This is a genomic window from Micromonospora sp. IBSANI012 (assembly GCF_052814045.1).
The window spans coordinates 6,316,758-6,340,607 of sequence record NZ_CP199933.1 but is presented as its reverse complement, the minus strand read 5'-3'; the positions used below and the strand labels follow the sequence as shown (position 1 = coordinate 6,340,607).

Genomic DNA, 23,850 nt, shown 5'->3' with positions numbered 1-23,850 from the left:
TTGATGACAAAACGTGGACTGGCGCAGCTTGCGCTCATACCGGTGGCCGCGAGTTTCAGCCTGATCGGGCCGGCGGCGCCCGCGACGGCCGTCACCCAGGCGGCCACGCCGGGTACCGAGCTGTACGTCAGCCAGAAGCACTGCGTGCCGCTGGACACCGACGGCAGCATGGCGAAACCCTTCTGCAGCATCACCGCGGCGGCGCTGGTGGCCCAGCCGGGGCAGACCGTGCTGGTGCAGCCGGGGATCTACCCGGAGCGGGTGTACTTCCCCCGGTCCGGCACCGCGGAGGCGCCGATCACCTTCCGGGCGGTCAACGGACCGGACGGGGAGGTCTTCGTCGGCTCGTACCAGAACACGCAGATCAGCGACACGGTCTTCGACCTGTGGCGGGTGCACGACATCGTCCTGCAGGGCTTCTACGTCGGCGCGTGGGGCAGTGGCGACACCGTCGTGGTGGACAGCTCCAGCCGGATCACCCTGGACGGCCTCTCCGTTCGCAACTACCTCGACGCCAAGGCGCTGGTACGGATCACCGGCGAGTCGCGAGACGTCACGGTCAGCCGGAGCTTCCTCGCCTTCTACGGCGGGTCGGCGGGCGTCGCCGTCGACCCCGGCGTCACCGGGACGGTGGTGACCGGCAACGCGCTCCGGGACAGCCGACTGGTCGTCGCCGACGCCCCGGGCACCGTGGTCACCGGCAACACCATCGTCACCCGCTGCGACGTCGGCGTCCTGGTCACCGGGGCCTCGACCGGGGTCTCGCTGCGCAACAACATCGTCCAGGCGGCGGCCGGCGCGACCAACGCCCCCACCCCGTGCGCAACCCCGTCGGCGGCGACGGCGATCACGGTGTCGGCCGGCTCCACGCCCGGGACGGTGGTCGACCACAACCTGATCGACCCGACCGGCGGCGGCGCCCCGTACAACTGGGCCGGCACCGCCCACGCCAGCCTCGCCGCGTTCCAGGCGGCCAGCGGCCAGGGCGGTCACGACATCGTGGCCCGGGCCTGGATCGACGGATCGGCCAGCACCTCGTTCGGCTGGTACTGGCCCACCCCGGCGTCGCCGGCGATCGACTCGGCGGACGCGGCGGCGCCCGGCGCTCTCGGCACCGACCTGCTCCGCAACCCGCACGCCGACCTGCCCGACGTGGCCAACACCGGCACCGGCGCGGGCTACCACGATCGTGGCGCGGTCGAGTACGTCGGCACGGGCTCGGTCGCGGGCCAGAGCTTCCGCCGCACGGTCGGCGGCAGCCCGCTGGAGGTGGCCGCGACGGTCACGCCGAAGCTGCCGTACCCGACCGACGGTCCTGGCGGGACGGTCGCCGTCAAGTTCAGCGACGAACGGTTCTGGCGGGTGGGCAACGACGCGTCGGTGACCCACACGTTCCGGCGGGCCGGCCCGGTCTCCGTCAGCGCCTGGGTCAACTACCTCGGCTTCCGCAAGGCGGACCGGGCGGTCGTCGCCGCCGCCGGTGACATCAACGTCGGGCAGCTGTCCACGGCCGTCGGGGCGCTGTACCAGCCGGTCGACCCGACCCGGGTGCTGGACACCCGGGCCGCGATCGGGGTGCCGACCCGGACGCCGGTGCCCGGCAACTCGGAGATCGAGCTCGCCATCCCCGGCATCGGTGGCGTGCCGGCCGCCGACATCACCGCCGTGGTGCTGAACGTGACGGCCACCCAGCCGACCAGCGCCGGCTTCCTGACCGTCTACCCGGCGGGCACCCCGCTGCCGAACGCGTCCAGCGTCAACTTCGTCGCGAAGGAGACGGTGCCGAACCTGGTCACCGTGCCGATGAGCAACGGGAAGATCCGGGTACGGAACACCGGCAGCGGCACCGTGCACGTCGTCGCCGACCTCCAGGGCTGGTACGGCGCGAGCGGTAGCGGCCTGAAGACGCTCGCGCCGACCCGGGTGCTCGACACCCGCGCCGGCACCGCGGGCCCCTTCCCGGCCAACACCACCCGGCAGCTGGACCTCTCCGGCATCCTGCCGCCCGGGGCCACCGCGGCGATCCTCAACGTCACGGTGACCAAGCCGACCGCGAACGGGGTGCTGAAGGTCTTCCCGGCGGGCGCCGCCGTGCCGGTGGCGTCGAACCTCAACTTCGTCACCGGGCAGACCATCCCCAACCTGGTGATCGTCCCGGTCGTCGCCGGGAAGGTGAGCATCCACAACGCCAGCTCCGGCACCACCCACGTGGTCGCCGACCTGGCCGGCTTCTACGGATCGGCCGCCGCCGGGGCCACCGACGGCTACGTGCCGCTCGGGCCGCAGCGCATCGTCGACACCCGGCAGTCCATCGGCCTGGAGGGCAGGACGTCCACCGGCCAGCTCACCCCGGCCGAGAAGGTCGCCCTCGTGCCGGCGTCCCAGCGGACCGGCTGCCCTGGCGGCTGCCCGGCAGCCACCGCCGCCGTGCTCAACCTGACGGTCGCCAGGCCGAGCGCGGCGGGCGTGCTCACCGTGTACCCGGAGACCGGGGCGGCGCCGCCCACCGCCTCGAACGTCAACTTCGTGGCCGGCGAGACGGCCGCCAACCTGGCGATCGTGCGGACCGGGACGGCCATGAAGGTCGGCGCGTACCACCAGAGCAGTGGTTGGACGGACCTGATCGTCGACCAGGCGGGCTACTTCATCGCACCCGCGTCCTGACGTACGGCCGGAGCCGGCGACCCCCGTGACCAGCGGGATGTCGCCGGCTTCGGCATTTTCCGGTTCAGCCGTCCGACGGTGGGTAGGGATTCTGGTGGACGAGAAACGCTGCTCCCTCCCGCGTGGAGGGAGGTCGACCGGAACGAGGAGGATTGCCATGACCACCGTGGTCGAGAAGTCGATCGAAGTCGACGTCCCGGTCAGCACCGCCTACAACCAGTGGACGCAGTTCGAGGAGTTCCCCCGCTTCATGGGCGGCGTGCAGGAGGTGCGCCAGCTCGACGACCAGCGGATGCACTGGGTCGCCCAGATCGCCGGCGTCAAGCGCGAGTGGGACGCCAGGGTCCTGGAGCAGGTGCCCGACCAGAAGGTCGCCTGGGCGGCGACCGAGGGCGCGACCAACGCCGGAGCGGTCTACTTCCAGCCGGTGGGCGCGGGCCGCACGATGGTCCGGCTGCACCTGGAGTACGAGCCGGAGGGGCTGGTCGAGAAGGCCGGCGACAAGCTGAACATCGTCGAGAAGCAGGCCGAGTCCGACCTGGAGAAGTTCAAGAGCTTCATCGAGTCCCGGGGCGCCGAGACCGGCGCCTGGCGCGGCTCGGTCGGCGAGGGGCTCGGCGTGGGCACGCCGGGGGTCGCGCACGCGGCGTCGTCCCAGGGTGACAGCGGCAAGGCCGGTGTCTCGGGCACCGCGGTCGCGGCCGGTGCCGCCGCCGCGGGGGCCGCTGCCGCCGCCGGGATCGCCGCCGCCAAGCACCGCACGGGCGACGACGAGGACCGGACGCCGACGACCACCACCACCGAGACCGAGTACGTGGTGACCGACGTCGAGGTCGTGCCCGACCCGGCCACCACCACGTACCCCGGTGGCCCGGTCAGCGAGCCGAACCGCCAGCTCTGACGTACCCCCTGCGGGGCCCGGCGGACCGACCACCCGGTCGGACCGCCAGGCCCCGCGCCTGTGCCCCTTAACCAAAACCAGTGATCCATTTAACTATGGCGCTGCACCCGTCGCCGTACGGTCGGACGGCCACCATCCAGGTGGGATACGGGGCCCAGGAGGATTCCAGTGATCAGACGCAGTGTCGCCCGGCTCGCCGTCGCGTTTGCGGGGGTGGTCGCCCTGCTCGTCGCGGGGCAGACCGCCGCCTACGCCGCACCGACGAACGACGACTTCTCCGCCGCGACGACGGTGGGGACCACTCCCTTCACCACCACCATCGACACCACCGGCGCCACCACGGACCCGACGGACCCGACCGGGTGCGCCAACCGGGGGTCCGTGTGGTTCAGCTTCACCCCGACCGTGGACGGCCGCGTCGAGGCCCACACGTACGGCAGCGACTACTACAGCGTGCTCTCGGCCTGGACCGGTGAGCAGGGCTCCCTCACGCAGGTGGCCTGCAACGACGACAACGGCAGCCAGCGGTCGAGGATCCGCTTCGCGGTCACCGCGGGCACGACGTACCACCTGATGGTCGGCACCGGCGGCTTCGGCGACACCACCGGCGGTTCGCTGCGGTTCTCGCTCGACCAGGCCGTGGCCCCCGCCAACGACGACTTCACCGACGCGATCACGGTCGGCGCGCTGCCGTACGCCGACACCCGGAACTACGCCGGCGCGACCGCCGAGACCGGCGAGCCCTCGTTCTACGTCAGTTCCGCCTACACGGCCTGGTACGCGTACACGCCGACGACCACCGGCTCGATCACGGCCCGGACGAACCCGGGCTACGCCGGCATCGCCGCCTACACGGGTTCCTCGCTGACCTCGCTGTCCCTGATGGGCTACAAGTCCCTCTACGACTACGACCCGTTGACCTTCGTGGCGCAGGCGGGCCGGACGTACCTGTTCCAGGTGGGCTCGGACGGCAGCTCCGCGCACACCTTCCAGCTCGACGTGGCGGCCGACCCGACCGTCGACTTCTACCACTACCCGAGCGACCCCAGCTCGTACGACCAGGTCAGCCTCGGCAGCTCCGCCTACGACCCGGCCGGCGCCGGCATCGCCTCCTTCGCCTGGGACTTCGGGGACGGAACGACGTCGACCGAGGCGTACCCGGTGCACCGGTTCCCCGGCGACGGCGACTGGACCGTCCGGCTCTCCGTGCGCACCCTCGACGGGCGCACCGCGTCGGTCAGCCACGTGGTGCCGGTCCGGACCCACGACGTCGCCATCGTGAAGCTGAACGTGCCGTCGACGGCGCGGGTGGGGCAGACCATCGGGGTCACCGTCCAGGTCCGCAACACCCGGTACGACGAGAACGTCCGGGTGGACCTCGAGCGGAGCACCCCCACCGGCTACGTGCCCGCCGGATCGTCCACCCGTCCGGTGCCGGCGACGGACAGCGGGAAGACCACTCGCTTCGTCATCGACTACACGGTCACGGCGGAGGATCTGGCCGTCGGCAAGGTCTCCTTCCGGGCCGTCGCCGAACTGCTCGACGCCCGGGACGCGCTCCCGTACGACAACGAACTGCGCTCGGCACCGGTCAAGGTCGCCTGAACCGTCGACGCCCCGGACGGCGCGGTCGCACCGCGCCGTCCGGGCCCGTCCGGGGCTTCCGCGCCGCTCAGGAGGCGGCCAGCAGCGCCAGGGAGCCGACCACCGGCGCCGCGTACAGCAGGGGGAACGGGATGTGCGAGTACGAGCGCGCCCGGAGCACGGTGACGACGGCGCCGGTGAAGTAGAGCACCAGGCCGATCCCGGCCAGCACGCCGATGACCGGCACGAACAGGCCGGCGACCAGTCCCGCCGCGCCGGCCGCCTTGGCGGTGCCGAGCCAGGGCCACCACGAGCGGGGTACGCCGTAGTCGGCCAGCGGCTGCACGACCCACGGGGCGCGGAGGAAGACGGAGGCGGCGGAGAAGCCGACCATGGCGGCGGCCAGCAGGGTCACGACGACGTGCGTGGTGGACATCAGGAGCGCTCCTCGGGGTGCGGCTCACCCGGGCGGGTCGTCCGGGGTTCCTCACCGCACTGACCCCGGGCCGCGCACGGTTGTGACAGGCGTTCGCGAACGTGATCAGCGCCGCAGCACCGGTATTTGGACACTCGGGCGGACTCGGCCCGGAGGGCCGGGCGGGATCGGTTGTATGGCCCGCGACCCGTGGAGAGGCGTTCTACGCTCTGGGCAGATGGGCCGCGCACCTCTGTGACCTGCCGCAAGTCCGGGTCGTGCCGTCATCGAAATGCCCCCGCGAGGCAGGAGCGGGGTGCTTGCCGTTTGTCTCGGTACGAGGGCAGAAGGTTCCCGCTCGACCTCTCATCAGCTCGAACGGAAGGTGGCACATGGCTGTCAAGACCGAAGCGCCAGCGAGGATTGCAGATATCCGGCCGTTCACGATAGAGATTCCCGAGGCGGACCTGAAGGCCTTGCGTGCGCGTATCGCGGCCACCCGCTGGCCCGAGAAGCAGACCGTCGGCGATCAGTCCCAGGGCGTGCCGCTCGAGACCAGCCAGGCGCTCGCCCGCTATTGGGAGAAGGAGTACGACTGGCGCAAGGTCGAGGCGCGGCTGAACGCCCTACCGAATTTCATCACCGAGATCGACGGGCTCGACATCCACTTCCTCCACATCCGATCGAAGCACGAGGACGCGCTGCCGCTCATCGTCACGCACGGCTGGCCGGGCTCGATCATCGAGCAGCTGAAGATCGTCGGTCCGCTCACCGACCCGACGGCACACGGCGCGGACGCGTCGGACGCCTTCCATCTGGTGATTCCGTCGATGCCCGGCTACGGCTTCTCGGGCAAGCCGACCACGCCCGGCTGGGACGCCGAGCACATCGCACGCGCCTGGATCGAGTTGATGAAGGGCCTCGGCTACACGCGATTCGTCGCGCAGGGCGGCGACTGGGGCGCGCTCATCACGGACCTCATCGGTCTGCAGGCGCCGCCGGAACTGCTCGGCATTCACACCAACATGCCCGGTGTGATTCCGCCCGACATCGACACGCTGCTCCAGACCGGCGTCACCGGAGCCGCCAACCCGCTGGCCTCGCTGCCGTCCAACCTCTCCGACGAGGAGAAGCGAACGTGCGAGCAGCTCGACTTCTTCTGGAAGCATTCCGCCTACGCCCTCATGATGGGAACGCGTCCGGAGACGTTGACCGGATTCGCGGATTCACCCATCGCGCTGGCGAGCTACATGATCGACCATGACGCGGCCAGCCTGGACCTGATCTGCCAGGCCTTCGCCGGGAAATCCGTCGGCCTCACGCGGGACGACGTCCTCGACAACATCACGCTTTTCTGGCTGATGAACACGGGAGCTTCCGCGGCCCGCATCTACTGGGAGAACAAGCTCTCCTTCTTCGCCGCCAAGGGCGTCTCCGTCCCGGCTGCCGTGAGCGTCTTCCCGAATGAGATGTATCAGGCCCCGAAGAGTTGGGCACAGCAGGCGTATCCCAATCTCATCCACTACAACAAGCTCGACAAGGGCGGGCACTTTGCGGCCTGGGAACAGCCACAGCTGCTGTCCGAAGAGCTGCGCACCGGCTTCCGGTCGCTTCGCTAGCCGACCGGGTCCGACCGGGTGCCCATGCCCTCGCTCGGCGGGGCGACCCGGCGGAGGTGGCAGGCACGGGACCCCCCTCCGGGGGTGGCCGTGCTTCCTCCGACCGAGCAGTGAGCCCCAGGAACGGATCAAGGCCCCTCCGTGGAGGGGCCTTGACCTTCACTTACCTCTGGTCGGGGTGGCCGGATTCGAACCGACGACCTCTTCGTCCCGAACGAAGCGCGCTACCAAGCTGCGCCACACCCCGAGGCGTGCCGACAAATAGTAGCCCACCCGGTCCGATGGTCAAACTCGGTACCCCCTCGGCCCGGTCCGGGGCGCAGGCGCCGGGGGCTCAGCGCGGGATGAGCGTCAGCACGCTCGCCTCCGGCGGGCAGGCGAACCGCACCGGAGCGGTGGGGTGGGTGCCCAGGCCGGCGGAGACGTGCAGCCAGGAGTCCGAGCCGGGCCAGCGGTGCAGCCCGCGGGCCATCGAGCGGGGCAGCCCGCAGTTGGTCACCAGTGCCCCGTAGCCGGGCACGCAGACCTGGCCGCCGTGGGTGTGCCCGGCGAGCAGCAGGCTGAAGCCGTCCGCGGCCATCCGGTCCAGCACCGCCGGCTCGGGGGAGTGCGCGAGCGCGATCCCGAGGTCCGCCGAGGCGGCGACCGGCCCGGCGACGGCGTCGTAGTCGTCCCGCTCGATGTGCGGGTCGTCCACGCCGACCAGCTCCACCAGGCGGCCGCCGGCCTTCACCGACGTCCGGGCGTTGTTCAGGTCCGCCCAGCCGGCCCCGGTGAACACGTCCCGCAGTTCCTCGTGCGGCAGCTCGACGCCCTCGGTGTACTCCCGGTCGGGCAGGAAGTAGGTGAACGGGTTCTTCCAGACCGGCCCGGTGTAGTCGTTCGACCCGAAGACGAACGCGCCCGGGAAGTCGAGCAGCGGTTGCAGGGCCCGCAGCACCCCTTCGACGGCGTCAGGATGGGCCATGTTGTCGCCGGTGACCACCACCAGGTCCGGGTCGAGGGCGGCCAGCGAGGCCACCCACTGCTGCTTGCGTGCCTGGTCGGGCATCATGTGCAGGTCCGACAGGTGCAGCACGCGCAGCGGCTCCGCGTCGGCCGGCAGCACCGGCACGTCGTACCGCCGCAGGGTGAACATGTTGCGCTCGATGAGCGACGCGTACGCCAGGGTGGCCGCGCCCGCGGCGACGGTTCCGGCGGCGAGGCGGAATAGTGTGCGCTTTCGCATGCCGTTCAGGGTAGTTTGACCGTCCATGAGCACGCTGAAGGACCGCCTCACTGCCGACATGCGCGCCGCTCTCAAGGCGCGCGACGAGCTGACCACCTCCACCCTGCGGATGGCCCTCGCGGCCGTCGGCACCGCCGAGGTCGCCGGCAAGGCCAAGCGCGAGCTCACCGACGACGAGGTGCTCGCGGTGCTGACCAAGGAGGCGAAGAAGCGGCGCGAGGCCGCCACCGCCTTCGCCGAGGCCGGCCGGGGTGACCAGGCCGCCAAGGAGACCGCCGAGGGCGAGGTGCTGGACCGCTACCTGCCCAAGCAGCTCTCCGACGACGAGCTGGCCGAGCTGGTCGCGGGAGCGCTCGCGGCCGGCGGCTTCACCGGCAAGGCGCAGATGGGCCCGGCCATGAAGGCGGCCCAGGCCGCGGTGGCCGGCCAGGCCGAGGGGGGCCGGGTGGCCGCCGAGGTACGCCGACAGCTCGGCCTCTGATCCGCGTACGCGAAACGGGCGGGCACCCTCGAAAGGGTGCCCGCCCGTCGTTCGTGCGGAGGTCAGCCGCGGGGCTTAGGGGGTCGGCCCGGAGTCGGCGGGGTGGCGGGGCCGCCGGGGCCCGTGGTCCCGGGCGGGGTGCCGCCGCCGCTGCTCACCTGGATGGTGACCACGCCGCCCTTGATGGTCCGACCCTCCGGGCTGGTGCCGGCGGCCTTGCCCGCCGGGCAGCTCGACGGGACCTTGACGTCCGAGACGACCGCCTCGAAGCCGGCCCCGTTGATCCGGGACTTGGCGGCGTCCAGGTCCAGGCAGGTGACGCCTGGGATGGAGCGCTGGTCGCCCTCGGAGATCTTCTTGCCGGGTGGCTCGAAGTTGATCCGCTCCTTGCCCTTCATCGCGTCCCGCAGCGTCTCCCAGACCGGCGGGTTGATGCCGTCGGGCTCGTTGTGCTTCATCTTGACGTTGGTCTGCGGCCAGTCCGGGTCGGCCATGATGCCGGCGACCGCGTACTGCTTGGTCATCGCGACCAGGGCGGCGGTCTTCTCCGAGTCGGTGGTGCCGGACTTGCCGGCCACCGGCGCGTTGACGATCGTCTTGACCTGGCGGGCGGTACGGCTGTTGCCGCACTTGCTGGTGGAGGAGTTGTCGCCGACCGGGCAGCGGGCGGCATCGATGGCGGCCCGGGCCACCTCGGTGCTGACCCGCTTCTCGCAGCGCGGGTTGGCGATGTCGAGCTTGTTGCCCTCCGGGTCCTTGATCTCCTGCACCGGGATCGGCTCGCAGTACTTGCCGTCCGCGGCGAGGGTCGCGTACGCGTTGGCCAGCTCCAGCGGGGTGGTCTGCGAGACGCCGAGGGTGAACGCGCCCCACTGGTGCGCCGCGTCCTTGGTGCCGGCGAACTTGGCGTCGTTGGCGGCCCGGAACTGGATGCCGAGGCGCTTCGCCGCGTCGACCACGTTCTCCGCCCCGACCTGCTGCTGGAGCGGGACGAAGTAGGTGTTGGTCGACTGGGAGAAGGCGGTCCACATGTTCAGCACGCCGCCGGCCTTGCCGGTCGAGTTGGTCGGGCAGTAGAAGTGCGTGCCCGGGCAGGCGGCCGGGGAGCTGCTGTCGATGATGTATTCCGACTTGAACTTCTGCTGCGCGTTGATGGTGTAGCTGAGCGGGATGCCCTTCTCCAGGGCGGCCACGATGGTGAAGATCTTGAAGGTCGAGCCCGCCTGGTAGCCGGTGATGCCCTGGCCACCGGTGAGCAGCGGGTTGACCGTGTTCGGGTAGTTACCGCGGATCTTCCTCTTGGACTTCGCCGGGTCGCTGGAGATCTTGTTCTTCGGGTTCTTCGGATCGTCGATCTTGAAGGACCGGTTCACCGCGAGCGCCCGGACCCGACCGGTGCCCGGCTCCACCACGGCGACCATGGCGGCCTCCTTGGCGGTCTCCTTCTTCGCCTTGCGCACCGCCCGGTCCGCACCCCGCTGCGCCTGCGCGTCGAGCGTGGTGATGACGGTGTAGCCGCCGCTCTTGAGCCGCCGCTCCCGGTCGTACGTGGTCGAGCCGAACGTCTCCTGCTGCATCCACCAGCGGTAGAAGTAGTCGCAGAAGAAGCCCCAGCCCTTCTCGTTGGTGGAGACGCAGCCGTTCGGGGTGCGCTTGTCCTTCACCACCATCGGGGCAGCCTTGGCGGCGTCCGCCTCCTGCTGGCTGATGGCGCCGATCTTGACCATGTTGTCGATCACGTAGTTGCGCCGGTCGAGAGCGAGCGGGCGGCCGCTACGGGTGGTCGGGTCGTTGGTGGTCGGCGCCTTGACCATGCCGGCCAGCATCGCCGCTTCCTCGATCTTCAGCTTGCTCGGTGGCTTGCCGAAGTAGACCTGGCTGGCGGCGTAGATGCCGTACGCGCCGTTGCCGAACGAGGCGATGTTCAGGTAGCGCTCCAGGATCTCTTCCTTGGAGAACTCCTTGTCGATCTGGATTGCGTAGCGCATCTCGCGCAGCTTGCGGGCGCTGGTGTCCTCGGTCGCCGCGACCACGTCGGCCGGGTGGGTCGCCGAGTAGGCGATGGCCAGCCGGACGTACTGCATCGTCAGCGTCGAGGCGCCCTGCTGGGAGTTGGAGCCGGACTGGTTGTTGACGAAGGCACGGGCGACGCCGTTGAGGTCGACACCGTTGTGCTTGTAGAAGTCGTGGTCCTCGGCGGCGATGATCGCCTTCTGCATGACCGGCGCGATGTCGGCCAGCTTCACGTCCCGCCGGTTCTCGTCGTACATGGTCGCCAGCGGGGTCTTGCCGTCGGAGGCGAGCAGGTAGCTGATCTGCGGCGCGCGGGCCACGGTCAGCTCCTTCGGCAACGCGCCGAAGGTCTCGGCGCCGGCCTTCGCGGCCAAGCCGGACATCGCCACCGCGGGGAAGGCCGCCGCCGCGACCACCACGCCGGCCAACAGGCCACAGACAAGCAGCGATGCGGCGTTGGTGAAGACATTGTGGTCACGTTTCCGCATCCAGGTCACCTCGACAGGGTACGCGAGTAGGGAACGAGGGGCGCCGGGGCGTTCTTTCCCCATTTCCTGCGCGCGCCGACCTCGTTGTGCTAAACGCACGACCCCCGGTACGTGGTTGCGTGTGACCTGCCGCGAGTCTCCACCGAACGATGGAGCGTCCGCAGCGTTTTCACGTACCCGGGCCGGGTAAGCGGCGGGCGAAGGCCCGGGAAGCCGGGAGTGTCCGGAATGATGGATTTCGCCGACAACGTTGCGTAATCAGGCGACTACAGAGCATGATGGTGGCGGCGACAGGGCCACACGTCGTCCGTGCCTCCTTGGGGAAGGAACGGGCCGGACGGCCGGGGGGAATTCACGGCTGGTCGCACGAGGTCGGTAGGTACTGCAAGGGGGGACGTGTACACATGGGCATGATCACTGACTGGCCGTCACTGGCGGCGTGTCAGAACGGGGACCCGGACGCGTTGTTCGTACAGGGCGCCGAACAGAACGTGGCAAAGAGGATCTGCCGGAGCTGCCCAGTTCGGTACGAGTGCCTGGCCGACGCGCTCGACAACCGGATCGAGTTCGGGGTGTGGGGTGGCATGACCGAACGCGAACGCCGGGCGCTGTTGCGCCGGCACCCGCAGGTGACGAGCTGGCGCAAGATGTTCGAGGCCGCGATGAAGAAGAACGCCAAGGACAAGACCGGCAAGGACAAGGTCCTGGTCACCGCCGCCGGCTGACGCCGGTCACGGCCGGCTGATCGCCGCGCCGATCGTCCGCAGCCCGTCGACGTCGTGCACGTCGGCGGGCTGCGCCGTCACCGACACCGCCGGCACCGTCGGGAACGCCTCGGTGAACCGGGTCGCCACCTGCCGTTCGCGGACCGCCTGCTGGGCCAGCGCGGCGTGCGCCCGCAGCACGTCGACGGTTGCGTCGTGCCCGCCCAGCTCCGCCAGCCGTGTCGCGGCGGCGACGCTCTCGGCCGCGCCCAGGTCGGGCACCGCCGGCCGGTGCACCCGGTTGAGCACCAGGCCGGCCAGCGGCATCCGCTCGTCGCGCAGCCGGCCGGCGAAGTAGGCCGCCTCCCGGACCGCGTCCGGCTCCGGCGCCGCGACGAGCAGGAAGGCCGTCTCCCGGGCCTGCAGGATGCGGTACGTCTGCTCCGCCCGCTGCCGGAAGCCGCCGAACATCGAGTCCAGCGCGGCGACGAAGCCGGAGAGGTCGGTGAGCAGTTGCGCGCCGAGCACCTTCTGCACCACCTTGGAGAACATCCCGAAGCTGGCGGTGACGAGGCTGAACATGCTCCGCCCCCCGCTGCGCGCCGGCGCCAGCAGCAGCCGCAGCATCCGCCCGTCGAGGAAGCGGGAGAGCCGGGCCGGGGCGTCCAGGAAGTCCAGCGCGGAGCGGGACGGCGGGGTGTCCACCACGATCAGGTCCCACTCGCCGCGGGCATGCAGCTGGCCCAGCTTCTCCATCGCCATGTACTCCTGTGTGCCGGCGAAGGTCGAGCTCATGGCCTGGTAGAAGGGGTTGGCGAAGATCTCCGCCGCCTTCGCCGGATCGGTGTGCTGGAGCACTACGTCGTCGAAGGTGCGCTTCATGTCCAGCATCATGGCGTGCAGCTCGCCGCCGCTGGCCTCGACGTCGAGCCCCTTGACCTGGCGGGGCGTGTTGTCCAGCTCGGTCAGGCCGAGCGACTGGGCCAGCCGGCGGGCCGGGTCGATGGTGAGCACCACCGTCCGCCGGCCGTGCCGCTCGGCCGCCCGCAGGGCGAGCGCGGCGGCCGTGGTCGTCTTACCCACACCGCCGGCGCCGCAGCACACGACGATCCGCACGCCGGGATCGGCGAGGATCTGGTCGACGTCCAGCCGTGGCGCCGCGTCTTCGGAAGGCACCAATCGAGCGTATCGGGCCGGTGGGGTCCGCGCGCCCGTGCCGAGGTCAGGTGTGAGTCAATCGGCCCGGCCGAGGAGTTCGGCGAGCCGATCCAGCCCGGCCCGGTCCACCCCGTCGGGGAGCAGCGGCAGTTCGGTCAGGGGCAGCCCCAGCTCCATCAGGTCCGTCCGGAGGGAGTCCTCCAGCTCGCGCCGGATCTGCTGGTCCCGTGCCTCGCCGGCCAGCCCGGCCACGGTGGCCCGGTCGGCCGGCAGCCCGGCGGCGAGCAGCCCCCGCTTCAGCTCGGCCTGGGTGACCTCACGCCCGGCCGGCACCGGCGGCCGGGCGCCGTTGACGATCACCCGCCCGACCGGGAAGCCCAGCAGGGTCAGCTCGGCGATCGCGTCGACCGTCTCCTGGACCGGCATCTCCTCCAGCAGCGTGACCACGTGCACCGCGGTGATCGGGGAGCGCAGCAGCGCGGCCACCCCCTCGCTCTGGGTCTTGATCGGGCCGACCTTGGCCAGCCGGGCGGTCTCCGCGGTGACGTTGAGGAAGCGGCCGATCCGCCCGGTCGGCGGCGCGTCCAGCACCACCGCGTCGTACGCCCGGCGCTGGCCGGTGGTGCGGGTGGTCGCCTCCTTCACCTTGCCGGTGAGCAGCACGTCCCGCAGCCCCGGCGCGATGGTGGTGGCGAAGTCGATGGCGCCGAGCTTGCGCAGCGCCCGGCCGGCCGCGCCGAGCTTGTAGAACATGTCGAGGTACTCCAGCAGGGCCTCCTCGGCGTCCACCGCCAGGGCCCGTACCTCGCCGCCACCCGGGGCGTCGGTGAGGTGCCGCTCCTCGTACGGCAGCGGGTCGGTGCCGAAGAGCTGGGCGATGCCCTGCCGCCCCTCGACCTCGACCAGCAGGGTGCGCCGGCCGCCGTCGGCCAGGGCCAGCGCCAGGGCCGCCGCGACGCTGGTCTTGCCGGTGCCGCCCTTGCCGGTGACCACGTGCAGGCGGGCCGGCCATCCGGGGGAGGCCGGGTCGGCCGGCCGCTCTGCTGCTCGCACCCGTCGAGCCTATCCACCCGGCGGCGTCAGGCCACCTCGCAGACCCACCAACCCGTCTTCCGTACGACGGTGAAGCGCAGCGCCTGCTCGGCGACCTTCTCGTCGGCGGTGGTCATGGTGACCTTGGTGGTGACGGTGGCACGGTCCCCGGTCTGGTTGTCCACCTTCGGGCTGGCCCAGCGGAAGCGCGGGTTGGCGTAGCCGGCGGCATACTTGCGCACCTCGGCCACCTTGGCGTCGAGCTTCTCCTGGTCGCGGGAGTCCGAGCAGACGTAGTCGGCCGCCTTCTTGGCGTCCTGGTCCCGGTAGACGGCGGTGAGGAAGTTGTCCACCGCGACCGCCGGCTCCTTGGCGCCCTCGCCGTCCTCGGTGTTCCGCAGCGCCAGGAAGGCGGCCGTCCCGCCCCCGCCGCAGAGCAGGAGAGCGCCGGCCAGTACGAGCGAGGCGATGAGCAGGCCGCGCCGGCGCCGGGCCACCGGCGCCTGGTACGCGGGGTAGGCGGGCGGGGGCGGCGGGATGGTGCCCGGCCCGGCCTCGTCGGGGGCGGTGTCGCCCGGCGCGGGGGTGGCCGGCGATCCGGTCGCTCCGTCGTTCGGCGGTTGGGTCATCTGGTCCCCCGGGGGATGGGCATCCTCGCCGCCGCTGGGCGTGGAAGAGGGTTCGGGCGCGGCGGGCGACGTCGCTCGCCCGTCCGAGGCAGAAGGGTAGCGGTCGACGGGTCCTTCCGTGGCGCACCGTTCACGAGCCGTGGGCCCGCGTCGTCACGTTCCGGACGGGGCATGTGTCGCATATGTGACTCCAGGTGATCAACCATGCGCGTCTCGTTGTGGCCGTCTGGGCTGCGGTCCTACGTTCGGTGCCGGCGGGGGAGCGGGTCGGACAGTCGGTCCGGTCCGGACGGCGGTCAGTTCATGTTTTGAGGCCCGGAGGCAAGTGCATGCGCGACGCGGACAACATCGCTCGAGCCCAGTTCCCGCCCGGCGACCGGGCGGGCCGGCTCGCCGACCGGGGGGACGCGGACGGGCCGCTCGGCGGTCTCCCGGTGAACGAGCGGTCGTACCGCCGGTGCGCCGAGCCGAACGAGGTGCTGCGCGTCCTGAGCCACGCGGGCGGGCGGGACGAGGACGAGCCCGGCTACGTCATCCACCTGCCGATCCGGGTGGCCGACCTGTCGGCGGCCACCGCCCTGGCCGGCACGGTGGCGGTCTCGCTGGCCTTCCTGCCCGAGCTGGACGCCGGGGATACCACCGTCTCGACCGCCGACGACCAGAACAACCGGCACCGGGTCTTCTGCGACCTGCTGCTGCCCGACAAGTCCCGCTGCCCGCAGCCGTACGACCACGAGGGCCCGTGCGGGGAGGTGCCGACCGCCCCCGAGCAGCGTCCCGCGCCCCGGCCGACGCCCAAACCGTAGGCTGTGCCTGGAAACCAGTCCACGCAGGCAAGGGAGCCTTCCACCGATGCAGAAGTGGGAATACGCCACGGTCCCGCTGCTGGTCCACGCGACCAAGCAGATCCTCGACAACTGGGGCGAGGACGGCTGGGAGTTGGTCGCCGTGGTCCCCGGCCCGAACCCGGACCAGCTGGTCGCCTACCTGAAGCGTCCGAAGGGCTGACGGGCATGAGCAACGGGCCTCACGCCAAGCTGGCGGAACTCGGGCTGGCCCTGCCCGAGGTCGTGCCGCCGGTGGCCAGTTACGTGCCGGCGGTGCAGTCCGGCCAGCACGTCTACGTCTCCGGTCAGCTGCCGATCGCCGAGGGCAAGCTGCTCGCCACCGGCAAGGTCGGCGCCGGCGTCTCCGCCGAGCAGGCCAAGGACCTCGCCGAGCGGTGCGCGCTGAACGCCCTCGCGGCGGTCGACGCCCTGGTCGGCCTGGAGAACGTCGTCAAGATCGTGAAGCTGACCGGCTTCGTCGCGAGCGCGTCCGGGTTCACCGGCCAGCCCGGCGTGATCAACGGCGCCTCGGACCTCTTCGGCGCGGTCTTCGGCGAGGCCGGCCGGCACGCCCGCTCCGCGGTCGGCGTCGCCGAGCTGCCGCTCGACGCCCCGGTCGAGGTCGAGGTCATCGTCGAGGTCGCCTGACCGGCCCCGTCACCCTCCGTCCCCGCGATCTTGCACCTCTCGCCCCTGGCGAAAGCCCCGAACGGGCACGAATCAGTGGCCCTGACTGCAAGATCGCGGGGAGTGGCGGGCGGGGTCGTACGATCGCTGCCATGGGCGGGCATGTGACCGGGGCCGCGGCTGCGCTGGCCGACGAGCTGCCGGGCTGGGTGACGTTGCTGCGGGCGCCGAACCCGGGGCCGATGACGCTCGACGGCACCAACACCTGGGTGCTGCGCGTCCCGGGCGGGGAGTACGCGGTCGTCGTCGACCCGGGGCCCGCCGACGAGGAGCATCTGGCCGCGATCGCGGCGCACGGGCCGGTCGGGTTCGTGCTGATCACCCACAGGCACCCGGACCACACCGAGGGCTCGGCCCGCCTGCGCGACCTGCTCGGCGGTGTCCACGTCCTCGCCGCCGACCCCGCGCACACCATCGGCGGCGAACCGCTGACCGACGCGGGCGAGCCCTTCGGCGGCTTCGGGCTGAAGATCCACCTGCTCAACACTCCCGGGCACACCGCCGACTCGGTCTGTTTCCTGGTCGAGCACGGCGACGAGCGGGTGGTCCTCACCGGCGACACCATCCTGGGCCGGGGCACGACCGTGGTCGCCCACCCCGACGGTCATCTCGGTGACTATCTGACCAGCCTGGAGCTGCTCTCGACGTACCGGGGGATCCCGGCGCTGCCGGGGCACGGCCCGGCGCTGGCCGACTGCGGGGCCGCCGCCGAGTTCTATCTCGCCCACCGCCGCGCCCGGCTCGACCAGGTCCGGCAGGCGGTCGCCGAGGGTGCCACCACCGCGCCCGAGGTGGTCGCCCGGGTCTACGCCGACGTCGACCGGTCGCTCTGGTGGGCCGCCGAGTGGTCGGTCCGGGCCCAACTGGAGTACCTCGGGTTCGCCTCCCGGGAATCCGGCACCGGGGTCACGGAGTTGGAGCAGCCGTGACCTGCCCCGTGTGCGGCACCGTCGCCGTGCCCGGCGCCCGCTTCTGCCACAACTGCGGCGCCGCGCTGCCGGCCGCCGCGACCCTGCCCGCCGCCGAGCGGCGGGTCGTCACCGTGCTCTTCGGCGACCTGTCCGACTTCACCTCCTGGTCGGAGGACCTGGACCCGGAACGGGTCGGCGCGGTCACCGACCGGGTGCTCGCCGCGCTCGCCGGAGCGGTCAAGACCTTCGGCGGCCACGTCGACAAGCTCACCGGCGACGGCATCATGGCGGTCTTCGGCGCGCCGGTCGCGCACGAGGACGACGCCGAACGGGCGGTCCGCGCCGCGCTGTCCATGCAGCGGGCGGTCCGCCGGGTGCTCGACGACGAGCGGGGCGGCGGAGCGCCGCTCGGCCTGCGGGTCGGCCTGAACACCGGCGACGTGATCGCCGGCATCCAGGCGGCGATCGAGTACACCGTCATCGGCGACACGGTGAACACCGCCGCCCGGCTCGCCGACGCCGCCGCCGTCGGCGCGGTCTACGGCGGCGCACGCACCTCCGCCGCCACCCGGCACGTCGCCTCCTGGCGGGCGCTGCGCCCGCTGCGGCTCAAGGGCAAGCGCGAGCCGGTGGAGGCGTACGAACTGCTGGGGCTCCTGGACGCCCCGGGTACCCGCTCGGGCCTCGGCGACGAGGCGCCGTTCGTGGGCCGGGAGACCGAGATCGGCCGGGTCGCCGGCCGGCTCGCCGAGGTGATCGACCGGAGCGAGCCCCGGGTGCTGCTGATGACCGCCGAGGCGGGGATCGGCAAGTCCCGCTTCGCCGCCGAGGTGGAACGCCTCGCCGCCGGCTACGACGTCGGCGCCGGCCGGTACGCCGCGCACACCGGCGCCCGGGTCCTCTCCGTCCGCTGCGCCGCCTTCGGCGAGCGGCGTCGGCTCGCCCCGCTGGCCGACCTGGTCCGGGCCGCGGTCGGCCTGCCCAACGACACGTCCACCGCGCTCACCCGCCCGGCCGTGGAGGAGCGGCTGCGCCGGCTCGGCCAGCGGCTCGGCCGGCAGGGCGGCACGCCGCTCGCCACCGACCAGCTGCTGGCCCTGCTCGGGTACGCCGAGCTGCCCGGCGGGCACGGCAGCGCCACCGACAACGGGGAGTGGACCGTCGGCGGCGCGCCCGCCGACGCCGAGGCGGTGCCGAACGCGGTCGCCGGCCTGCTCAGCGCCCTGGCCACCGAGGCGCCGCTGGTGATCGTCGTGGACGACCTGCACGACGCCACCGCCGAGACGATCAGCGCGCTCGGGTTGACGCTGTCCCGGCTCACCGGCCCGGCGCTGGTGCTGCTGCTCGGCCGGCCGGAGCTGGTGCGCACCGCGGGGGCGCTGACCCGGGTCGCCGACGCCGAGGTGCACGCGCTGCCCCCGCTGCGCGGCGCCGACGCCGCCCGGCTGCTCACCACCTACCTCGGCGGCGGCCGGCTGCCGCAGGCCGACGCGGACCGGCTGCTCGCCACTGCCCAGGGCAACCCGTTCTACCTGGCCGAGCTGGTCACCCTGCTGATGGAGCGGGGCGCGCTCACCGCGGTCGCCGAGCGGGGCGCCGGCAGTCCCGGCGGCTGGCGGCTGGTGCCCGGCTCGCTGGGCAGCCGACTGCTCTCCCGCGACCTGGCCGCCGTGCTCGCCGCCCGCATCGACGCGCTGCCGGCGGACGCCCGCTCGGTGCTGCGGGACGCCGCCGTGGTCGGCGACGCCGTGCCGACCGGCACCCTGGAGGCGCTCCGCGAGCTGCGCGCCGGGCGGGACGGCCGGCCCGCCGCGGTGGCCGCGGTCGAGCTGGAGCGGGCCGTCGAGGAGCTGCTGCAACGCCGCATGCTGCACCGCACCCGCACCGGGTACGCCTTCGCCACCCCGCTGATGCGGGAGGCCGCGTACGCCGGGGTGAGCAAGGCCGAGCTGGCCGAGCGGCACGCCGCGCTGGCCCGGTGGGCGGCCCCGGCGCCGGACAGCCCGGTCACCCCGCCGGGTGGCTTCACCGACCCGGCCCGGGACGACTTCGTCGCCGAGCACGTCGAGCGGGCCGCCGTGCTCGCCGACGCGGTCAAGCTCCGGCCGGACGCGCCGGCCCGCACGGTCGCCCCGCTGGGCGTGGCCGCGCTGGGCCGGGCCGTCCGCCGGTCGATGCACGCCGGCGAGCCGGCCCTCGCCGTCGAGTACGCCGAACGCGCCGCCGAGCTGGCCCGGGACGGGGTGCCCGCCGCCGACCGGGTGGTGCACGCCCGAGCCCTGCTCCAGGTGGGCCGCCCCGCCGACGCGCTCGCCTTCGCCGAGAAGATCGCGGCCAACGCCGGCGACGACGCGGCCACCCGGACGAGCGCGCTCCTGCTCGCCGGGCAGGCCCATCAGACCCTCGGCGACCAGGGTCGGGCGGTGACCTGCTGGCAGGAGGCGTTGCAGGTGGCCACCGCCGGCGGGCTGCCGACGCTGCGCGCCTCGGCGATGCGCCGGCTCGGGATGGCCGACTTCATCGCCGGCCGGCTCGGCCAGGCCAGCAGCCGCCTCGCCGCGTCGTACCAGGTCAGCCTCGCCGCGCAGGACCGGCGGGGGCAGGCCTGGTCGTTGCAGAACCTGGCCTGGGTGACCACCACCCGGGGGGACTTCGCCGGCACCGACGCGGTGCTCGGCCGGGCCGCCCGGCTCTTCGCCGAGCTGAAGGACCCGTACGGGCGGGCCTGGCTGCGCGGCACCACCGCGTTCGCCCGGCTGCTCGCCGGCCGGCTAAACGAGGCGTGCCGGCTGGCGAACGTCTTCCTGCCCTTCGGCGAGCGGGTCGGCGAGGCGTGGGCGGTCGGCACGCTGCGCGCGGTCGAGGCGTTCGCCGGCGCCGAGCTGGGCGAGATCGCCGAGGCGGACCGGTCGGCCCGCCGGGCGTACCGGGACTTCGCCGAGGTCTCCGACGACTGGGGGCGCGGCTTCGCCCTGGTGGTGCGGGGTGTGGTGGCGCGTGGCCTGGGCGAGCCGGAGCACGCCGCCGACCTGCTCACCGACGCCCTCGCGTACGCCGAGCGCACCTCGCACCCGCTGCTCACCGGGATGGCCGGCACGCTGCGCGGCTTCGTCGCGCTGGACATGGGCGACTGCGAGACCGCCGAGCGGGACGCCCGGGCGGTGCTGACGGCCGTCGAACCGCACAACCCGCAGGCGCCGGCCCAGGTCGCGCCCCGGGTGCTGCTGGCGACCGCGCGGCTCGCCGCCGGCGACTCGGCCACCGCGGTCGGGCTGCTCGCCCCGGTGGCCACCACCGCCGCGAACGCCCCGACGCTGCTCTTCTCCCGCCGCCAGACGATGGCCCGGTACGCCTCCGCCCTGCTCGCCCACGGTCAGCGGGAGCAGGCGCTGGACTGGGCCCGCCGGGCCGTCGCCGCCCCCGCCGAGGACATGCGCAGCAAGGTGATCGGGGCGAGCGTGCTGGCCGAGGCGCTGGCCGCCTGCGGTCGGCCCGTCGAGGCGCTGGCCTGCGCCGAGGAGGCGGTCCGGCTGGCGTACGCGACCGAGCAGCGCAGCGAACGCGCCGCCGCCGACGCCCTCCGCGCCCGCCTGACCCCCACCCCCTGACCCCGGCCGCCCCACGCCCCCCCGCGCTTGAGCGCACTTTCCGAGAAGGAGTGGCTATTCCAGTGCGGATAGCCACTCCTTCTCTGAAAGTGCGCGCCAAAGGGGTGGGGGTGAGGGAGAGCGGCAGGTCTGGCGGTTTCGGGGATGTGCGCGTCGGTGGGGGCGGTTAGCGTGTCCTTCCACGCGGTCGGTCACCCGGCCGCGCCCTGGGGGTGGGGAGGACAGATGAGGCTGCCGCGTTCCGGCGCCGGCTGGACGATCGCGGTCTTCGGCGTGCTGGCGCTGCTGCTCGGCGCGCTCGGGTTGGTCTGGCCCGAGGCGCAGTTGCGGATGCTCGGCTTCGAGGTGCCCGCGCGGCGGGCGGCCGGCGACTACACCGGCACGTTCCTCACCGCCTCCTCGATGGCCTCGTTCAACATGGGCGTCTACTACCTGCTGGCGGTCGCCACCGAGTGGCGGGCCTTCTACCGGTTCACCGTCGTCTTCCGGCTGGTCACCTTCACCGTCTTCACCCTGATCGTGCTGGCCGACGTCGCGCCGGACCGCTTCTTCGGCGTCGCTGCATGGGAGGGGCTGGGGGCGCTCGCCACCGCCGTCGGCCTGCGCTGGGACGCCCGCCGGGCGGTCGCGCCGACATCCGTCGATGGCCCGGACGGCGTCGGGCCGGGTGCCGGTGAGAGCGCCGGTCCCGCACCGGCCGCCGGTACGGTCCGCTGAGCGCTCCGGCGGGACGGGTATTTTCAGAGCTGTGACCGAGACCCCGCCCGGCGCCCTCCGGCTGCCCATCGTGCCCGGTCTGACCGATCTGCAGGTGTTCGCCCGGGGTGGTTACGCGACCGTCTACCGGGCCACGCAGATCTCGGTGGGGCGCGAGGTCGCCGTCAAGGTGGAGAACCGCACGCTGGACAGCGAGCGGGACCAGGCCCGGTTCCTGCGGGAGGCGCGCGCCGCTGGGAAGATGTCGTCCCACCCGCACGTGGTGGACCTCTTCGACGTCGGGGTCACCGTCGACCAGCACCCTTATCTGATCATGGAGCTCTGCGACGGCTCGTACGCCGAGCGGATGCGGACCTCGCCGCTCGGCCCGGCGGAGACCCGCGACCTCGGCATCAAGATCGCCGACGCGCTGGCCCACTCCCACGCGGCCGGGGTGCTGCACCGCGACGTCAAGCCGGCCAACATCCTGCACTCGCACTTCAACCCGGCGGTGCTGGCCGACTTCGGGCTGGCGGTGCTGGCCGAGGTGCGCGACGCCTCGGTCACCCTGGAGGTGCTCACCCCGGCGTACGCCCCGCCGGAGATGTTCAGCCACAGCCCGCCCTCGCCGGCCGTCGACGTGTACGCGCTCTGCGCCACCCTCTACGCGGTGATGCACGGCCGCCCGCCGCGCTGGCAGTCGGAGCGGAACCCGAGCCTGGTCACCGTGCTGGAGATGTTCAACCAGCCCATCCCGGAGCTGCCCGGGGTGCCGACCGAACTGGTCGACGTGCTGCGCGCCGGGATGTCCAACGACCCGGGCGCGCGTCCCTCCGCGCTCGAGCTGCGGGACCTGCTCACCGCCCTGCCGCTCGGCGCGGTCCCGTCCCCGGTCAGCGGGGCGCCGGTGAGCGGAGCGCCGATCTCCGGGGGCCCCTCCGGGCCGTACCCGGTGGACCGCTCCGGCCCGCCGCGGCCGGTGCCCGAGGACGCCCACCCGACCGTGCCGCACGGGCGACGCCGGCGACGGCGGTGGTTCCTCGGCGGCGCCGGGGTCCTCGCCCTGGCCGCCTCGGCGAGTGCCGGTGCCTGGGTCGCCGGCAACGCCGCGTCCGTGGCCGCCCCCACGCCGACGCCGACCGCCACCGCGTCCACGTCGCCGGCCGCGTGGGGCTCGCTGCCGGGCTGCGTCGCCGGTTCGTCCATGTTGACCCTGCCCCCCGGGGCGCACTGCGCGTCGGGGCTGGAGTGCTTCGGGCCGGTGCGGTTGCGCGGCGACCGGGCCGTGGCGCCGCAGGTGTCCTGCGACGGACGGCACACCTGGGAGGCCTATGTGGAGGGTGAGCTGCCTCCCGCGCTGGTCGGCGCCGGGCACGCGGCGGTCAGCGCGGACCCGGCCGTCCGCCGGGTCTGCAACGCGCGGACCTTCCGGCTCACCAGCGGGCTGGCCTACCCCACCGGCTGGAACCTGGAGGTCCTGCCGCCGAGCGGCACGGACACCGGCCGGACGTACCGCTGCCTGGCCGGCAAGGGCGTGGACGCGCTCGCCTCGCCCACCCTCATCGGTCCCTGAGTTCGTCCAGCTCCTCCAGTTTCGCGCGGACGGCCGCGCTGTCCAGCGCGTCGAGGGTGTCCGCGTCGAGCACCGGGGGGCCGGCGTCCGGCGGCCCCGGCGGGGTGACGCCCGGCGTCGGGGGCTGCTCGCGCAGGGCGGCCACGGCGGTGCCGGCGACCGTGGCCAGCAGCACGCAGAGCAGCGCCAGCCCCACCGTCAGGATGTTGGCGGGGTGCCGCACGAGCAGGATCACCAGCACCGCGACGGCGGCGAGCGACGCGACCGCCGCCACGGCGCGCGGGTCCGGCCTGAGGATTCGTCCCACCCGACAAGCATCTCCGGGTGGGACGCGCTGTCAATCCGCGCACCGGTGGGTCACGACCGCGGATCCGCCGGCCACCCGGTGCGATGATCCGACCACTTCGTCCGAAGGAGGAACGCCGATGCGCCGGACGTCCCGGATCGTCGTCGCACTGCTGGTGTCGGGCCCGCTCGGCGCCTGCGGGTCGGGGGTGCCGCCGGAGTCGGGCGGGCCGACGTCCGGGCCGGAGCCGGACTGGTTCGAGGAGGTCGGCTCCTGAGTGGCGAAAGGATGCAAGATAGCGTCGACAATGAAAATTTCGTTACATCGTCCGGATAATTGGTCGCTT

20 protein-coding genes, 1 tRNA gene and 1 pseudogene are annotated in these 23,850 nt (G+C 72.8%); 14 read left to right on the top strand and 8 right to left on the bottom strand.

What is annotated here, in order from left to right:
- Nucleotides 1–42 precede the first annotated feature (42 nt).
- From ACTWM8_RS29390 to ACTWM8_RS29380, 3 genes and pseudogenes are all read left to right on the top strand, one after another.
- Nucleotides 43–2,664 (top strand): right-handed parallel beta-helix repeat-containing protein, encoded by a 2,622-nt coding sequence (locus ACTWM8_RS29390; RefSeq protein WP_446211764.1) that lies wholly within the window; start codon nt 43–45, stop codon nt 2,662–2,664.
- Nucleotides 2,665–2,821: 157 nt separating this feature from the next.
- Nucleotides 2,822–3,268: pseudogene (locus tag ACTWM8_RS29385) on the top strand (SRPBCC family protein); the annotation flags it as partial.
- Between the two features lie 465 nt (nt 3,269–3,733).
- Nucleotides 3,734–5,170, top strand: a complete 1,437-nt coding sequence (locus tag ACTWM8_RS29380) for a PKD domain-containing protein (protein ID WP_446211763.1) — start codon at nt 3,734–3,736, stop codon at nt 5,168–5,170.
- Between the two features lie 67 nt (nt 5,171–5,237).
- Here ACTWM8_RS29380 and ACTWM8_RS29375 read toward each other — a convergent pair whose 3' ends face one another.
- The gene (locus tag ACTWM8_RS29375) at nt 5,238–5,585 is read right to left on the bottom strand and encodes a DoxX family protein (RefSeq protein ID WP_446211762.1); all 348 of its coding nucleotides are present in this window, start codon (nt 5,583–5,585) and stop codon (nt 5,238–5,240) included.
- Between the two features lie 371 nt (nt 5,586–5,956).
- Here ACTWM8_RS29375 and ACTWM8_RS29370 point away from each other — a divergent pair, with 371 nt between their 5' ends.
- The gene (locus ACTWM8_RS29370) at nt 5,957–7,183 is read left to right on the top strand and encodes an epoxide hydrolase family protein (protein WP_446211761.1); all 1,227 of its coding nucleotides are present in this window, start codon (nt 5,957–5,959) and stop codon (nt 7,181–7,183) included.
- Between the two features lie 170 nt (nt 7,184–7,353).
- Here ACTWM8_RS29370 and ACTWM8_RS29365 read toward each other — a convergent pair.
- Both ACTWM8_RS29365 and ACTWM8_RS29360 read right to left on the bottom strand, forming a co-directional pair.
- A tRNA-Pro gene (locus tag ACTWM8_RS29365) sits at nt 7,354–7,430 on the bottom strand.
- Nucleotides 7,431–7,517: 87 nt separating this feature from the next.
- Entirely contained in the window at nt 7,518–8,411 is an 894-nt protein-coding gene (locus ACTWM8_RS29360; RefSeq protein WP_446211760.1) for a metallophosphoesterase, read from the bottom strand.
- Between the two features lie 25 nt (nt 8,412–8,436).
- On the opposite strand from ACTWM8_RS29360, the gene ACTWM8_RS29355 reads away from it, so the two are divergent.
- A complete protein-coding gene (locus ACTWM8_RS29355; RefSeq protein WP_154941316.1) occupies nt 8,437–8,892 on the top strand; it encodes a GatB/YqeY domain-containing protein in 456 nt (151 codons plus the stop codon).
- A gap of 62 nt (nt 8,893–8,954) precedes the next feature.
- Here ACTWM8_RS29355 and ACTWM8_RS29350 read toward each other — a convergent pair whose 3' ends face one another.
- On the bottom strand, nt 8,955–11,393 hold the full coding sequence (locus tag ACTWM8_RS29350) for a penicillin-binding protein (protein WP_446211759.1): 2,439 nt from the start codon (nt 11,391–11,393) through the stop codon (nt 8,955–8,957).
- Between the two features lie 404 nt (nt 11,394–11,797).
- Here ACTWM8_RS29350 and ACTWM8_RS29345 point away from each other — a divergent pair, with 404 nt between their 5' ends.
- Entirely contained in the window at nt 11,798–12,118 is a 321-nt protein-coding gene (locus tag ACTWM8_RS29345) for a WhiB family transcriptional regulator (protein ID WP_088959889.1), read from the top strand.
- Nucleotides 12,119–12,124: 6 nt separating this feature from the next.
- Here ACTWM8_RS29345 and ACTWM8_RS29340 read toward each other — a convergent pair whose 3' ends face one another.
- The 3 genes from ACTWM8_RS29340 to ACTWM8_RS29330 are packed head-to-tail and all read right to left on the bottom strand — an operon-like array spanning nt 12,125 to nt 14,916.
- Complete coding sequence (locus ACTWM8_RS29340; protein WP_446211758.1) at nt 12,125–13,276, bottom strand: ArsA family ATPase; 1,152 nt, start codon at nt 13,274–13,276, stop codon at nt 12,125–12,127.
- A 54-nt stretch (nt 13,277–13,330) separates the two neighbouring features.
- Nucleotides 13,331–14,308, bottom strand: a complete 978-nt coding sequence (locus tag ACTWM8_RS29335; RefSeq protein ID WP_446211757.1) for an ArsA-related P-loop ATPase — start codon at nt 14,306–14,308, stop codon at nt 13,331–13,333.
- 26 nt (nt 14,309–14,334) lie between these two features.
- A complete protein-coding gene (locus ACTWM8_RS29330) occupies nt 14,335–14,916 on the bottom strand; it encodes an Rv0361 family membrane protein (protein WP_446211756.1) in 582 nt (193 codons plus the stop codon).
- Nucleotides 14,917–15,245: 329 nt separating this feature from the next.
- On the opposite strand from ACTWM8_RS29330, the gene ACTWM8_RS29325 reads away from it, so the two are divergent.
- The 7 genes from ACTWM8_RS29325 (at nt 15,246) to ACTWM8_RS29295 (ending at nt 23,218) form a co-directional block, all read left to right on the top strand.
- Nucleotides 15,246–15,722, top strand: coding sequence for a hypothetical protein (locus tag ACTWM8_RS29325; RefSeq protein WP_446211755.1), 477 nt, complete (start codon nt 15,246–15,248; stop codon nt 15,720–15,722).
- Nucleotides 15,723–15,768: 46 nt separating this feature from the next.
- Nucleotides 15,769–15,924, top strand: a complete 156-nt coding sequence (locus tag ACTWM8_RS29320) for a hypothetical protein (protein WP_088959894.1) — start codon at nt 15,769–15,771, stop codon at nt 15,922–15,924.
- Nucleotides 15,925–15,929: 5 nt separating this feature from the next.
- Entirely contained in the window at nt 15,930–16,391 is a 462-nt protein-coding gene (locus ACTWM8_RS29315) for a RidA family protein (RefSeq protein ID WP_154941322.1), read from the top strand.
- A gap of 131 nt (nt 16,392–16,522) precedes the next feature.
- Nucleotides 16,523–17,359: an MBL fold metallo-hydrolase gene (locus ACTWM8_RS29310; RefSeq protein ID WP_446211754.1), complete on the top strand. Its 837-nt coding sequence runs from the start codon at nt 16,523–16,525 to the stop codon at nt 17,357–17,359.
- Nucleotides 17,356–20,949 (top strand): adenylate/guanylate cyclase domain-containing protein, encoded by a 3,594-nt coding sequence (locus tag ACTWM8_RS29305; RefSeq protein ID WP_446211753.1) that lies wholly within the window; start codon nt 17,356–17,358, stop codon nt 20,947–20,949. Before ACTWM8_RS29310 ends, ACTWM8_RS29305 begins: the two co-directional genes overlap by 4 nt.
- Nucleotides 20,950–21,174: 225 nt before the next feature.
- Nucleotides 21,175–21,666 carry a hypothetical protein gene (locus ACTWM8_RS29300; RefSeq protein ID WP_446211752.1) on the top strand — a complete coding sequence of 164 codons (492 nt, stop codon included), beginning with the start codon at nt 21,175–21,177 and terminating at the stop codon, nt 21,664–21,666.
- Nucleotides 21,667–21,697: 31 nt separating this feature from the next.
- Nucleotides 21,698–23,218: a serine/threonine-protein kinase gene (locus ACTWM8_RS29295; RefSeq protein WP_446211751.1), complete on the top strand. Its 1,521-nt coding sequence runs from the start codon at nt 21,698–21,700 to the stop codon at nt 23,216–23,218.
- Here ACTWM8_RS29295 and ACTWM8_RS29290 read toward each other — a convergent pair.
- A complete protein-coding gene (locus tag ACTWM8_RS29290; RefSeq protein ID WP_446211750.1) occupies nt 23,205–23,525 on the bottom strand; it encodes a hypothetical protein in 321 nt (106 codons plus the stop codon). The genes ACTWM8_RS29295 and ACTWM8_RS29290 overlap by 14 nt on opposite strands.
- A gap of 118 nt (nt 23,526–23,643) precedes the next feature.
- On the opposite strand from ACTWM8_RS29290, the gene ACTWM8_RS29285 reads away from it, so the two are divergent.
- Nucleotides 23,644–23,781: a hypothetical protein gene (locus ACTWM8_RS29285; protein ID WP_446211749.1), complete on the top strand. Its 138-nt coding sequence runs from the start codon at nt 23,644–23,646 to the stop codon at nt 23,779–23,781.
- Nucleotides 23,782–23,850 lie beyond the last annotated feature (69 nt).